Raw genomic sequence first — 13,104 nt, 5'->3', positions numbered from 1 at the left:
AGGAAGGAGCACCAGGCATGCTGGGTTTCGTGCCCCCTCTTCCGCAGCAGCCCCAACGCGCCCCGCGCGCAGGCCACATGGTCGTATGCGGTGACGACGCGCTCGCCCGGCGACTGGCCGTGGAGCTCCGCTACGTCTACGGCGAGCGGGTCACCCTCGTCCTCCCGCCGGGCCGGGAGGCCACGCGTCCCGACCTTCCGCTCACCCAACGGGCGCGCGCGGCGGCCCTGTTCGGCCGGATGTCGGCGGCGATGAACCGCAACGGGACTCCGGGGGAGGGCGACACGAACGCCGGGGTGGAGTCCGTCCGCATCATCGAGGCCCCCGAGCCCTCCGACGACGTACTGGAGGAGGCCGGCGCAGAACGGGCGGCGGCGCTCGCCCTGGTGTACGACGACGACGAGACCAACATCCGTGCCGCGCTGACCGCCCGCCGGCTCAACCCCCGTCTGCGGCTCGTCATCCGGCTGTACAACCGCAAGCTCGGCCAGCACCTGGAGACGCTCCTCGACCAGGCGGCGGCGCTGGCCGACCCCGGCATCGACCCGGCGGTACTGGACGCGTCGACGACCGTGCTGTCGGACGCCGACACCGCGGCGCCCGCCCTCGCGGCCACCGCGGTGACCGGCAGCAGCAAGGTCATCCAGGCCGAGGGCCTGCTCCTGAGGGCGGCGGAGCGCCCTCCGCCGGGGCGCGGCGAGCTCGCCGATCCCGGGCTCTGCACCCTGGCCCTGCTCTCCTCCACCTCCCACGACCCGGCGGGTGCCGAGGGCTCGGACAGCAGCGGCGCCGAAGGCCCGCGGCTCCTGCCCGACCGGGCGACGGTCGAGGCCGCCACGGGCCGGGGCACGGTGGTGCTCGAAGCCGTCAGCAAGGCCGGCCCCGAGCGGGAGGCCCGGCGGATGGGCGGCCGGGGCGCACCGCTGAGCCGGGTCTTCTCCCGAAGGCTGCGCTGGTCGGCGGCGGGCGTACTCGCCGCGGTCGTGGCGCTGGCCGTCGCCTCGGTCCTCACCAACGGGGACAGTCCGCTGCACGCCACCTACCTCACCCTGCTCGACCTGCTCGCGATGGGCGACCCGGCCCCCGACGACGCCCCCATGTCCCGTCAGGTCATCCAGCTCCTGTCCGGGACGGCGGGCCTGCTCCTCCTGCCCCTGCTGGTCGCCGCCGTACTGGAGGCGTTCGGCACCCTGCGCGGCGCCTCCGCGCTGCGCCGTCCGCCGCGCGGCCTTTCCGGGCACGTGGTGCTGCTCGGCCTCGGCAAGATCGGCACCCGGGTGCTGGTGCGGCTGCGCGAGATGAACATCCCCGTCGTCGCCGTGGAGGAGGACCCCGAGGCACGCGGCGTCCCGCTCGCACGGGTCCTGCGCGTCCCCACGGTGATCGGGGACGCCACCCAGGAGGGTGTGCTGGAGTCCGCCAAGATCCACCGAGCCCGGGCCTTCCTCGCCCTGACGAGCGTCGACACGACGAACCTGGAGGCGACGCTGTACGCGCGCTCCGTCGCGCCCGACCTGCACGTGGCCCTGCGCCTGTACGACGACGAGTTCGCCACCGCCGTCTACCGCACCCTGCGCACGGCCCACCCGGGTGCGGTGACCCGCTCCCGCTCCGTCACCCACCTGGCCGCTCCCGCCTTCGCGGGCGCCATGATGGGGCGCCAGATCCTGGGGGCCATCCCGGTCGAACGCAAGGTGATGCTCTTCGCGGCCCTGGTGGTGGCCGGCCATCCCCAGCTGGAGGGCCGCACGGTCGAGCAGGCCTTCAGGGCCGGCGCGTGGCGGGTCCTGGCGCTGGACGCGACACCGCTCGCCGACCGGCTGCCGGACCTGGCGGCCGCACCGCCCTTCGACCCGCTGGACCCGGCGTCGGCAGGCACCACGGACCGGGCCTCCGGCCTGGTCTGGGACCTGCACCCGGGCTATGTGCTGCGGCACGGCGACCGTGTGGTCGTCGCCGCGACACGGCGCGGGCTCGCGGAGCTGCTCCGCGGGCGCGAGGTACCGGTACGGAGCTGAGGGCCCGGCGTGGGCCTCGGCTCCGCACCGATGGCGCGCCCCGCGGGGACGGCCTCTCAGCGCACGGTGCCCATGGCCTCGCGCACCTCGTCCAGGGTCGCCTCCGCCACGGCGTTCGCCCGTTCGTTGCCGGCTCGCAGCACCTCGCGCACGTACCCCATGTCCTGCGCGTACTCCGCCCGCCGGGCGCGGATCGGCGCCATACGGGCGTTCACGGCCTCCGTGACCGTCCGCTTGAGACCGGCCGCACCGGCGGCGCCGATCTCCTCGGCGACCTCGTACGGGTCGCGGTCCAGGCAGAGCGCCGCCAGCAGGACCAGGCTCGACACCCCGGGCCGCAGTTCGGGGTCGTAGGTGATGTACCGGTCGGCGTCGGTGGTCGCCCTCCTGATCAGCCGGGCGGTGTCGTCGGCGTCCGCGCCCAGGGCGATGGAGTTGCCCCGGCTCTTGCTCATCTTGGTGGCGTCGGTGCCGAGCAGGAGCGGCGCGGCGGAGAGCAGGGCATCGGGCTCGGGGAAGACGGCCCCGTACCGCTCGTTGAAGCGCCGGGCGATGGTGCGGGTGATCTCCAGATGGGGCAGCTGGTCCTGGCCCACGGGCACGACGTCGCCCTTGCAGAACAGGATGTCGGCCGCCTGATGGACCGGGTAGGTGTACATGAGGCCGCTGACGGCGGACTGCCGGGAGTGCGCGATCTCGTCCTTCACCGTCGGGTTGCGGCCCAGCTCGGCGACGGACACCAGGGACAGGAACGGCAGCAGCAGCTGGTTCAGCGCGGGCACGGCGCTGTGGTTGAAGACGGTGGAGCGGGCGGGGTCGACCCCGATGGCGAGGTAGTCCAGGAGCAGGCCCTCGACATGCTCGGTGAGCCGCTCGGCGACGTCCCGGTCGGTGAGGACCTGGTAGTCGGCGATCAGGACGAAGACCTCCACGCCGAGGTCCTGGAGGCGCACCCGGTTCTGGAGGGTGCCGAAGTAGTGCCCGAGGTGCAGCGCGCCGGTCGGCCGGTCCCCGGTCAGGACGCGGAAGCGGCCTGGGTCGAGGGCCAACTGCCGTTCCAGCTCGGCGCTGCGGCGCACGGCGGCGCCGACGGACTGATCGGTGGTGACGGACGGGTCGGTGGTGAGGGACGGATCGGTGGTGACGGTCACGGGACTCTCCTCGCTGGTGGTGCACCGGTGGAGGACGGCCCGCGACAGGTGCCGAGGCAGCGAAAAGGGCCGTCCGAAGATCGAACGGCCCTGGTCCGCGCTGAGGAAGGTGGCCGCTCCTAGGAGGAGCGCCACCAGTTACGGCACGGCACGGAGGTCATGGCGCGAGTGTAACGCCCACCGGCTCCCCCGGGTCGGGTTTCCGGAGGCGTACGCGCGGGATACCGACCGGTCGGCTTCATTCCGTCGACTTCGGCTCGGGACACCGACCGACAGGGGGCGGATCACCGACCGGAACGGGTCACCGACCAGCAGGTCCGGAAGGGCGATGCCCACGACCGTGCGCGCACGGGCAACCGCACGTCGCGCATCCGCTACCGGACGGCGCGAGCACCGACGTACAACGGGACGGAAGACCCTGCTCCACCGGACCGCGCGACGTGCGGAATAGAGGGGGTGGGTGCTCCGTTGTAGGGTGTGTTCACATAGTTCAACGTTCAACCAATGATCGACGCTTTGGAGGCGGGCGCCATGCAGTTCGGGATCTTCACCGTCGGGGACGTCACCACCGACCCCACGACCGGTAGGACGCCCAGCGAGAACGAGCGGATCAAGGCGACCCTCGCCATCGCGCTCAAGGCCGAGGAGGTGGGCCTGGACGTCTTCGCGACCGGTGAGCACCACAACCCGCCGTTCGTCCCGTCCTCGCCGACCACCACGCTCGGCTACATCGCCGCCCGCACCGAGAAGCTGATCCTCTCCACCTCGACCACCCTGATCACCACCAACGATCCGGTGAAGATCGCGGAGGACTACGCCACGCTCCAGCACCTCGCGGACGGCCGCGTCGATCTGATGATGGGGCGCGGCAACACCGGGCCGGTCTACCCCTGGTTCGGCAAGGACATCCGCCAGGGCATCCCGCTCGCGATCGAGAACTACGCGCTGCTCCACAAGCTGTGGCGCGAGGACGTCGTCGACTGGGAGGGGAAGTTCCGCACCCCGCTGCAGTCCTTCACCTCCACCCCGCGCCCCCTGGACGGCGTACCGCCGTTCGTCTGGCACGGCTCCATCCGCTCCCCGGAGATCGCCGAGCAGGCCGCCTACTACGGCGACGGCTTCTTCCACAACAACATCTTCTGGCCGATGGAACACACCAGGAAGATGGTCGACCTGTACCGGCGCCGCTACGCCCACTACGGGCACGGCACCGCCGAACAGGCGATCGTCGGCCTCGGCGGCCAGGTGTTCATGCGGAAGAACTCGCAGGACGCGGTGCGGGAGTTCCGCCCGTACTTCGACAACGCGCCGGTCTACGGCCACGGTCCCTCGCTGGAGGACTTCACCCAGCAGACCCCGCTGACCGTGGGCTCCCCGCAGGAGGTCATCGACCGCACCCTCTCCTTCCGCGAGGACATCGGCGACTACCAGCGCCAGCTGTTCCTGATGGACCACGCCGGGCTTCCGCTGAAGACGGTCCTGGAGCAGCTCGACATCCTGGGCGAGGAGGTCGTGCCCGTACTGCGCAAGGAGTTCGCCCGCCTGCGCCCGGCCGGAGTGCCGGACGCCCCCGTCCACCCCGCGGTCGCCGCGGCCCGTGCCGCCACCGCGGACCTGAAGGAGCTCTGACCACCCGTGACCGTCACCACCCCGCTGAGGATCGTCGCCGTCGCGGCCGGGCTCAGCAGCCCCTCGTCCACCCGGCTCCTCGCCGACCGGCTCGCCGAGGCCACCCGGGAACGGCTGGCAGCCGAGCAGGACCGACACGTCGAGGTCGAGGTCGTCGAACTGCGCGACCTCGCCGTGGACATCGCGAACCACCTGGTCAGCGGCTTCCCGCCGGCCGCGCTGAAGAAGGCGTTGGACGCGGTGACCGCGGCGGACGGACTCATCGCCGTCACCCCCGTGTTCACCGCCTCCTACAGCGGTCTCTTCAAGTCCTTCTTCGACCTGATCGAGAACACCGCACTCACCGGCAAGCCCGTCGTCATCGCGGCGACGGGTGGCACACCCCGCCACTCGCTCGTCCTGGAACACGCGATGCGCCCGCTCTTCGCATACCTGCGCGCGGTCACCCTGCCGACCTCCGTCTACGCGGCGTCGGAGGACTGGGGCTCCCACGGCGACGAGTACACCGAGGGCCTGCCCTCCCGGATCCGGCGCGCGGGCGGCGAACTCGCCTCCGCCGTCACCGGGCGTACGGTCTCGGGCGCCTCACGCGCACTCACGCTGGAGGACGGCGAGGAAGCGGTGGTCCCGTTCGAGCAGCAGCTCGCGGCCCTGCGGGCCGGCTGACCGCCCCGGGAGCACCTGCCCGCCACAGGGGCTTTGACTACAGTTGCTCCCGGTATGTCCGGCATGCTGGAACACTCAGGAGGCAGACATGGGCAGGATCGTCGTGGGCGTGGACGGATCGGACCCGTCGCTGAAGGCCCTGCACTGGGCGGTACGCCAGGCCGAACTGACCGGCGACACCGTCGAGGCGGTGAACAGCTGGGAGTACCCCGCCACGAGCTGGGCGTCCATGATGCCGGGCATGCCCGAGGACTTCGATCCCCAGGCCGTCGCGACCGTCGCGCTCACCGAGGCCCTCGAGGAGGCACTCGGCGCGGCGGGAGCCGCGGCGATCCAGAAGATCGTCGTGATCGGCAACCCGGCGCAGTCCCTCCTGGACCGGTCCGAGGGCGCGAACCTGCTGGTCGTCGGCGCCCGAGGCCGCAGCGGGCTCAAGGCCACCCTGCTCGGCTCGGTCAGCCTCCACGTCACCCAGCACGCCACCTGCCCGGTCACCGTCGTCCACGGCTGACCACGGACAACAGATCACCGAGCTTGGGGCTCCCGGCGCCCGGCGCCCAGGCTCGGTGATCCGCTCCGTCACTTCCGGTTGTAGAGCCTCATCGTCACCGATCCGAACACCACGACGAAGAGCGCCGACCACCCCAGCGACCACGCGATGTCCGTCGCCGGCCAGTTGCCGGCCATCAGCTCACGTACGGCCGCGGCGAGGTGGGTGACCGGGCTGTTGTTCACGAATGCCTGCAGCCAGCCGGGCATCGTCGACGGGTCGACGAAGACGTTGCTCAGGAAGGTCAGAGGGAAGATCACCATCATGCTGACGCCCATCACCGACTTCTCGCTGCGCAGCATCAGCCCGAACATCGTCCAGATCCACGAGAAGGCGAACGAGAACACCAGCAGCAGCGCGACGCCCGCCAGCACCCCGAGCACCCCGCCCTGCGGCCGGTAGCCGATGACGATCCCGACGACGAGCATCACCGCCGAAGCCAGCAGGTAGCGCACGACATCGCCGAGCAGATAGCCGACCATCGGCGCGGGCCGCCAGATCGGGAGCGTGCGGAAGCGGTCGAACACCCCCTTCTCGATGTCGGTGTTGACCGCCAACCCCGTGTACATCGTGATCATCACGACGCTCATCACGAGGATCCCCGGCAGCAGGAACTGGATGTAGCTCTCGGTCGAGCCCGCCAGCGCGCCTCCGAAGAGGTACGTGAACATCAGCACCATCATGATCGGGAAGACCGTCACGTCGAACAACTGCTCGGGTACATGCTTGATCTTCAGCATGGCCCGCCAGCCGAAGGTGAACGACGCGGAGAGCGCGCTCGGCCGGTGCGGGCGCTCCTGCCCGACGAGCAGGGAGGCGAGGGTACGCGCGTCCGGTGCGGTGAGTTCGGCGTCGTCCTGTTCGGTCCGGGTGGGCGCGGTGCTCACGCCGCCACCCCCTTCTTGTCCGTGAGCGCGAGGAAGACCTCGTCGAGGCTGGGCTGCCCGAGGGCGAAGTTGTCCACGTGGATACCGGCACGGGCCAGCTCGGCCAGTGCACGGGCGGCCTGCTCGGCGGCGCCCTTCTCCGTGCCGTGGCCGCCGACGGTGGCCGTCAGCGCCACCGGGTCGTGGTCCAGCTGGACCGTCGCGTCCAGCACCAGGGCCAGCACGCGTTCGGCCTCTGGCCGCTGTGCGGGATCGCGCAGCCGCAGATGAACGGAGCCCGCGCCCACGGACGCCTTCAGCTCACCCTTCGTGCCCTCGGCGATCACCTTGCCGTGGTCGATCACCGCGATCCGGGAGGCCAGGTGGTCGGCCTCGTCGAGGTACTGCGTGGTCAGCATGACCGTGGTGCCCTGCGAAACGACCGCCCGCACGATGTCCCACACCTGGTTGCGGCTGCGCGGGTCGAGACCGGTCGTGGGCTCGTCCAGGAAGAGCAGGTCCGGCGTGTTGAGGATGGAGGCCGCGATGTCGATCCGGCGCCGCATGCCGCCCGAGTAGTTCTTCACCTGCTTGCCCGCCGCCTCGCTCAGCCCGAAGGCCTCCAGCAGTTGCGCCGAGCGGTCCCGGGCGGCCGGCTTGGAGTGGCCGAGCAGCCGGGCGAGCAGCACCAGGTTCTCCGTACCGGTGAGGTCCTCGTCGACCGAGGCGTACTGCCCGGTGAGGCTGACCCGGCTGCGGACCGTGTCGGCCTCCTTCACCACGTCGTGCCCGAAGACCCGTGCCCGTCCCTCGTCCGGCCGCAGCAGCGTCGCCAGCACCCGGACGGTGGTGGTCTTGCCCGCTCCGTTGGGCCCCAGGACCCCGTACACGGTGCCGGTGGGCACGGCGAGATCGACGCCGTCGACCGCGCGGTTCTCGCCGAAGACCTTCACCAGGCCTTCGGTCTCGATGGCCAGTTCAGCGCTCATGGTCCCTTCCTTGCCGAAGTGCCGAGGGCGGACACGGGCCACGATGGCACGGTACGGAGCGGCGCATGGCCGAAACGGATGGAATGGGCGAAACGGACGGCGCGACCGCCGGAACCCGTCCGGCGGCCACGCCTCCCGGTGCGCCCGTGAAGGCTGCGCGCCGACGGCCGGGGCCGTCCCTCTCCCGCGGTGGCCCGGTCAGTCCTCGCGCGTGTAGTAGAGGTAGAACATCGCGCAGAACATCCCCGCGCCGACCACCAGTCCGAGCAGGCCCGAGGCCAGCACGCTGTTCTGGTTCAGGCTGTAGAGGTAGCCGATCGCGCCTCCGGTCAGGGCCCCGAACGCGGCGGCGCGCATCTCACGCGGCAGGGACCACCTGACGCGCGCGAGCGCGAAACAGAGCGCCGCGAAAGCGACCCCGGAGATGACACCACGCCAGATCTGGCCGTTGGTGGTCGTCCCGCCGTCCCGCGTGATGAAGAAGGCCCAGAAACCGAGGATCACCCCCAGGGCGAGGGGCACCGCCCAGGCGAGCGGGGTGCGCCTGTGGCGCACCGGTGTGCGGGTACGCGCCGGTCGGCGTACCGGCATCGTCGCGTGTGTGGCCATGGCACACAGCTCCTTCCGTCACCCCCGTGTTCCTCAAGCGCACACCCGGCCGGGCCGCCCGGCAACTCGAATGGCCCACGGCCCACGGCGCACCGCCGTCGCAGGCGCTTGGCTGGTGGGTGTGCGGACCTACCTCTCAGCGGCCCTGTCGGCGGTGCTTCTCGTCCTGCTCGCCGTGCTGGTCCCGGTGAGCGCCCTCTCCGCGTGGGTCGACCTGGAGCTCGACGACACCGACCGCTACCTCGCCGCCGTCTCGCCCCTGGCGGCCGACGAGGACGTACGGAACACCGTCGCCGATGTCGTCACGGACGAGACGATGAAGAACATCGACCTCGGGCCGCTCCAGGAGACCGCCGAACAGTTCCTGCACGAGACCGCGCTCTCCTTCACCACGACGGACGCCTTCCAGCGGGCCTGGGACAGCGCGAACCGCGCCGCGCACCAGGCCGTCTCCGCCTCCCTGCGCGGCGACGACGGGCAGGCGGTGACCATCGACCTCGCCCCGGTGATCGAGGACGTCAAGAAGGACCTGGTCGACGCCGGGGTGCCGTTCGCCGATCAGATCCCGGTCCAGGAGACCTCGATCACCGTGCTGCCCGCCGACCGCGCGGACGGCCTGCGGGACTCCTTCCGGTGGCTGCGGTACTGCAGCGTCTGGCCCGCCGTGGGTACGGCGGTGCTGCTCGTCCTGGTCCTGGGACTCTCCCTCGTACGCGGGGGCGCCCGGGCGGGGCTGACGGCTGCCGCCGTGGTGGGCGGCGGGCTCGTCGTCGGCGCCGCCCTCCTGCGGGTCGCCGTCGCCGTCGGGCGCGACCGGGTGCTCGACGAGGTGCCCGGCACCGACCGGGGCGCGGCCGCCGCGGTCTACGACGCGCTGACCGCCTCGCTCCGTACGACGGTGTGGGTGGTCCTGGTGGCCGGCGCGGTCCTGCTGGCCGTCGGCGTCACCGGCCGGATCGTGGCCGCCCGCCGCGGCCGGACCACCGTGCCGCGCCCCCGCGCGGGCTGAGCCGCCGGGGCCCGACATGCGCGAGCGCGTGGGCCGGGCGAGAGTGGGACGCGTGAGCGCAGGGGGGCGACTGAGAGGTCTGCCGTATGCGAGCCATCGCTGTCAGCGCCTTCCGTACGGAGCCCTGTCTCGTCGAGGTGCCCAAGCCGGAACCCGGACCGGGCGAGGTACGGGTGAAGGTCGAGTACGCCGCGCTCAACCCCCTCGACTGGCAGACCGCGGACGGCGCGGCCGCCCCCGGCCTCCCGCACGTCCTCCCGTACGTCCTGGGCACCGACTTCGCCGGCCGGGTGGACATGATCGGCAGCGGCGACAACACCTTCCGCGTCGGTGACCCGGTCTTCGGCCGGGTCACCGCGCCGCCGCTCGGACGCTGCGGGGCGTACGGCGAGTACCTGTGCGTCCCCCAGGACTCCCCGATCGCCCTGGTCCCGTCCGGGCTGCCGCTGCGGGACGCCGCCGCGCTCCCGACGTCCGGGACGACCGCGGCGCAGATCCTGTCGAGCACCGCCGTGCGCAGCGGGCTGAGCCTGCTGGTGGTGGGGGCCACGGGCGGTGTCGGCAGCTTCCTCACCCAGCTGGCGGCGAGGCGGGGCACCGGGGTCGTGGCGGCCGTACGGGGCGACGAGGGACGACGGATGGGGGCGCTCGGCGCCGCCGCCACCGTCGACACGACCCTCGGCGCGGAGGCCCTGGAAGCCGCGGTGCGCGGGCTCTACCCGGACGGCGTCGACGCGCTCGTCGACCTCGTGTCGGCGGACACCGCCTCCTTCGCCGCGTACGTCGCCCTGGTCCGCGACGGCGGAGTCACGGTGACCACCCGGGGCGCCGCCGCGCCGCCCGGTGTGGCCTGGACCGACTACCGGCTCGCTCCCGGCGCCGCGCTCCTGGACGAACTGGCCTCGGCGGTGACCGCGGGGGAGCTGGAGGTGCCCGTCGACATGGAACTGCCTTTGGAGAAGGCCCCGCAGGCGCTGGCCCAGAACCGTGCGGGTGGCGCGCGCGGCAAGACCGTCTTCAGCGTGTGAGGCGACACCCGGCGACGGCCCGCCCGGGTCGGCGCACCGGGACGCACAGGACACCGACAGGGAGAGGCACATGGCCGAGAAGGACATCTTCGAGGACATAGACGAGCTGGTCACCGAGGAACGCGCCCTGCGCGCCCGCTCCACCGCGGAACTGGGGATGAGCCCCGACGAACGTTCACGGCTGCGCGAGGTGGAGGTCAGGCTCGACCAGTGCTGGGACCTGCTGCGCCGGCGCCGGGCGCTGCGCGAGTACGGCGAGGACCCGTCGAAGGCCCGGGTACGCCCGGCAGACCAGGTGGAGGGCTACCAGAGCTGACGGGTCAGCCCTGGTCGGTGCCCCGGCCCTGGAGGCGTTCCATCTCGCGCCGGTCCCGCTTGGTGGGACGGCCCGCTCCACGGTCACGCACCGGGACCTGGATCGCCGCCTCGCGAGGCGGCGGGGGCGGGCTGTTGTCGACGAAGCACTCGGCCGCGACCGGCGGGCCGACCCGCTTCCGGACGATCTTCGAGACCACCACGATCCGGTCCCGGCCCGCGTGGCGCAGCCGGACCTCGTCACCCGTACGCAGGTTCTGGGCGGGCTTCGCGCGCTCACCGTTGACCCGCACATGACCCGCGCGGCAGGCGGCCGCCGCCTGCGAACGGGTCTTCGTCAGCCGGACCGACCAGATCCACGCGTCGACCCGGACGCTTCCCTCCGCCTGCGGCGCCTCACCGGAAACCATGGGTCCGACTGTAGTCCGGTGAGGCGCCGCGCACGGGGTCAGGAACCGAAGTCGCCGATGACCTCGGACATGTTGTAGCTGTACATCTCACGCTTGCACCCGGTGCACACACTCGGCGCGTGCTCGCCCAGGGAGTAGAGCTGGGGCGCGAAACCGTCGCCGCGGCCGTGCGCGAGGTAGAGGTCCTCCGGCCCGACCGAGGACTGCAGCACCTTCGCGTTCCCCACGAGCTGTGGCGTGCCGCCGACCGTCTGCGGTGTGGCCTGGAGCAGCCGCCCGGTGCTCGACGCGTTGCTGCGGTGGAAGTACCACTTGCCCTCGTACCGCGTCGCACCCTGGATCTTGTGCCACAGGTCCTCGCCGTTGAAGACGGCACCCGTGGGCAGTCCGTACGCCAGGTCGGCGCTCGCGGCCGTCCCCGCCGCGCCCTCGACGGCGGCCGTCAGGGCGGTCATCGGATAGGTGCCGACACGGCCCGTGCTGTCACCGCCGTTGTTGTGGTTGCAGTACTCACCGAGGATCAGGTGGTCCGTGTCCGTCCGGTCCAGCGAGATGAACGAGGCCTTCGGGCGGCCGGTGGCGTAGCACTGGTTCCCCGCGGTGGTCCCACCGTTCTTGGCCGTCGAGAACTTCAGCGTGGCGACCTGGGGCATCACGTACCGGTAGCCGTAGGAGTACCAGACGTTGCTCTGCCGGCCGACCCGCTTCTTGTCCAGGACGTCACTGACCAGTCCGTCGGGGGTCGGGTCGTTGACGTCGGCGTCGTCGTCCGGATTGAGGTCCATGATCTTGCGCAGGTCGAAGACGCGCATGCCGTTGGCGGTGTCGGCGACGTAGAGGTAGTTGCCGTACCAGACCATGCCACCGGCGTGGATGCCGTTCTGCGCCGCGCAGGACGCCGTCACGCTGCTCCCGCACTTGCCCTCACGCGCGTGCAGGGCGTCGAAGGAGATGTGGTCCTTGGAGTTGACGTAGGGCCAGACCAGGAGCACGTGGCGGTACATCTGGGTGGCCTGGTTGAAGAAGCTGACCCGGATGCCCTTCTCGTTGCAGGCGTCGGAGGCCGAGTCCAGGACGCAGTTGTCCCTGCCCGCCGTGTAGTTGCTGCGGTTCGGGTTGTAGTCGTCGTAGCCGGCCACGGCGATCGGCTCGGCGTTCGACGATCCCCAGTCCTCGTCCTCCTGGGCGTCCGAGACCCCGGTGATCGCCTGCGGGATCCACTCGGTGGAGGTGGCGTCGTCGCTCTTCCAGCAGATGCGGTGGTTCACGGCGAGATCGGGGCCGTAGATGCCGGTGCTTCCGCAGTCGCCCTCCCAGCCCGCCGGGCGGTTGGCCTGCTCCATGAGCTCGGTGAGGCCCTGCTTGGGCAGTGCCGCGTCCAGGTCGTCCACCAGGCCGGTGAGGGAGGAACCCGACACCAGCCTGAAGTCACCGGCCCGGCCCGGTACGGGGGCCGGCAGCACGCCGGAGGGGGCCAGGCGGGACGCGGATCCGTCGGGGCCGGCCAGATCGTCCTGCTCGCCCTCGGGTTCGTTCTCGAAACCGTCGTCGGGCATTCCCTCATGACCGGGTACTGGGTCGTCGGCGACGGCTGCGGGAGCGGCCGGGACGGGGGTCGCGACGGCGGCCGGCGTGAGGGCGGCGAACAGCCCTCCGGCCAGCACGGCACAGACCGCGAGGCGTGTTCTACGGGACGACATTCCCATGTGGGAGCCCTTCGTGAGTGCGCATGGACCGGCCGGTGTGCCTGACGTCTCGTCAGGCACACCCGCCCGCGCACCTCACAACCCACAATAAGGTCCCACCCCCACCCATTGGGGACCCCCAAACGGACCCCCACGCGGGAGGACCACCGGCGGGCGGG

At 71.7% G+C, this 13,104-nt stretch carries 13 protein-coding genes; 7 read left to right on the top strand and 6 right to left on the bottom strand.

Going from position 1 to position 13,104, the window contains the following annotated elements; genetic code table 11:
- The first annotated feature begins 17 nt into the window (after positions 1-17).
- The gene (locus ACGFNN_RS19500; RefSeq protein ID WP_393557360.1) at positions 18-2,018 is read left to right on the top strand and encodes a potassium channel family protein; all 2,001 of its coding nucleotides are present in this window, start codon (positions 18-20) and stop codon (positions 2,016-2,018) included.
- 56 nt (positions 2,019-2,074) lie between these two features.
- Here ACGFNN_RS19500 and trpS read toward each other — a convergent pair whose 3' ends face one another.
- Positions 2,075-3,169, bottom strand: a complete 1,095-nt coding sequence (gene trpS / locus ACGFNN_RS19495; protein WP_393557359.1) for a tryptophan--tRNA ligase — start codon at positions 3,167-3,169, stop codon at positions 2,075-2,077.
- 531 nt (positions 3,170-3,700) lie between these two features.
- On the opposite strand from trpS, the gene ACGFNN_RS19490 reads away from it, so the two are divergent.
- From ACGFNN_RS19490 to ACGFNN_RS19480, 3 genes are all read left to right on the top strand, one after another.
- The gene (locus ACGFNN_RS19490; RefSeq protein ID WP_362668322.1) at positions 3,701-4,798 is read left to right on the top strand and encodes an LLM class flavin-dependent oxidoreductase; all 1,098 of its coding nucleotides are present in this window, start codon (positions 3,701-3,703) and stop codon (positions 4,796-4,798) included.
- A gap of 6 nt (positions 4,799-4,804) precedes the next feature.
- Complete coding sequence (locus tag ACGFNN_RS19485) at positions 4,805-5,464, top strand: FMN reductase (RefSeq protein WP_393557357.1); 660 nt, start codon at positions 4,805-4,807, stop codon at positions 5,462-5,464.
- An 88-nt stretch (positions 5,465-5,552) separates the two neighbouring features.
- A complete protein-coding gene (locus ACGFNN_RS19480) occupies positions 5,553-5,975 on the top strand; it encodes a universal stress protein (protein WP_393557355.1) in 423 nt (140 codons plus the stop codon).
- 68 nt (positions 5,976-6,043) lie between these two features.
- Here the strand turns inward: ACGFNN_RS19480 and ACGFNN_RS19475 are convergent, their stop codons facing one another.
- The 3 genes from ACGFNN_RS19475 to ACGFNN_RS19465 all read right to left on the bottom strand — a co-directional run bounded on the left by ACGFNN_RS19475 (position 6,044) and on the right by ACGFNN_RS19465 (position 8,478).
- On the bottom strand, positions 6,044-6,901 hold the full coding sequence (locus ACGFNN_RS19475) for an ABC transporter permease (RefSeq protein WP_393557353.1): 858 nt from the start codon (positions 6,899-6,901) through the stop codon (positions 6,044-6,046).
- Complete coding sequence (locus ACGFNN_RS19470; RefSeq protein WP_393557351.1) at positions 6,898-7,869, bottom strand: ATP-binding cassette domain-containing protein; 972 nt, start codon at positions 7,867-7,869, stop codon at positions 6,898-6,900. The genes ACGFNN_RS19475 and ACGFNN_RS19470 overlap by 4 nt, the downstream gene beginning before the upstream one ends.
- A gap of 198 nt (positions 7,870-8,067) precedes the next feature.
- Positions 8,068-8,478 carry a hypothetical protein gene (locus ACGFNN_RS19465; RefSeq protein WP_393557349.1) on the bottom strand — a complete coding sequence of 137 codons (411 nt, stop codon included), beginning with the start codon at positions 8,476-8,478 and terminating at the stop codon, positions 8,068-8,070.
- Positions 8,479-8,599: 121 nt separating this feature from the next.
- On the opposite strand from ACGFNN_RS19465, the gene ACGFNN_RS19460 reads away from it, so the two are divergent.
- The 3 genes from ACGFNN_RS19460 (at position 8,600) to ACGFNN_RS19450 (ending at position 10,831) form a co-directional block, all read left to right on the top strand.
- Complete coding sequence (locus ACGFNN_RS19460; protein WP_393557347.1) at positions 8,600-9,487, top strand: hypothetical protein; 888 nt, start codon at positions 8,600-8,602, stop codon at positions 9,485-9,487.
- 86 nt (positions 9,488-9,573) lie between these two features.
- A complete protein-coding gene (locus ACGFNN_RS19455) occupies positions 9,574-10,515 on the top strand; it encodes an NADP-dependent oxidoreductase (protein WP_393557345.1) in 942 nt (313 codons plus the stop codon).
- Positions 10,516-10,585: 70 nt separating this feature from the next.
- Positions 10,586-10,831 (top strand): DUF2630 family protein, encoded by a 246-nt coding sequence (locus ACGFNN_RS19450; protein WP_362549753.1) that lies wholly within the window; start codon positions 10,586-10,588, stop codon positions 10,829-10,831.
- A 4-nt stretch (positions 10,832-10,835) separates the two neighbouring features.
- Here the strand turns inward: ACGFNN_RS19450 and ACGFNN_RS19445 are convergent, their stop codons facing one another.
- Positions 10,836-11,240 (bottom strand): RNA-binding S4 domain-containing protein, encoded by a 405-nt coding sequence (locus ACGFNN_RS19445; RefSeq protein ID WP_393557343.1) that lies wholly within the window; start codon positions 11,238-11,240, stop codon positions 10,836-10,838.
- Positions 11,241-11,278: 38 nt separating this feature from the next.
- The gene (locus ACGFNN_RS19440; RefSeq protein ID WP_393557341.1) at positions 11,279-12,946 is read right to left on the bottom strand and encodes a hypothetical protein; all 1,668 of its coding nucleotides are present in this window, start codon (positions 12,944-12,946) and stop codon (positions 11,279-11,281) included.
- Positions 12,947-13,104: the final 158 nt, after the last annotated feature.

Source organism: Streptomyces sp. NPDC048590 (assembly GCF_043199535.1).
GTDB lineage: Bacteria > Actinomycetota > Actinomycetes > Streptomycetales > Streptomycetaceae > Streptomyces.
This window is presented reverse-complemented; position numbering and strand designations above follow the sequence as displayed.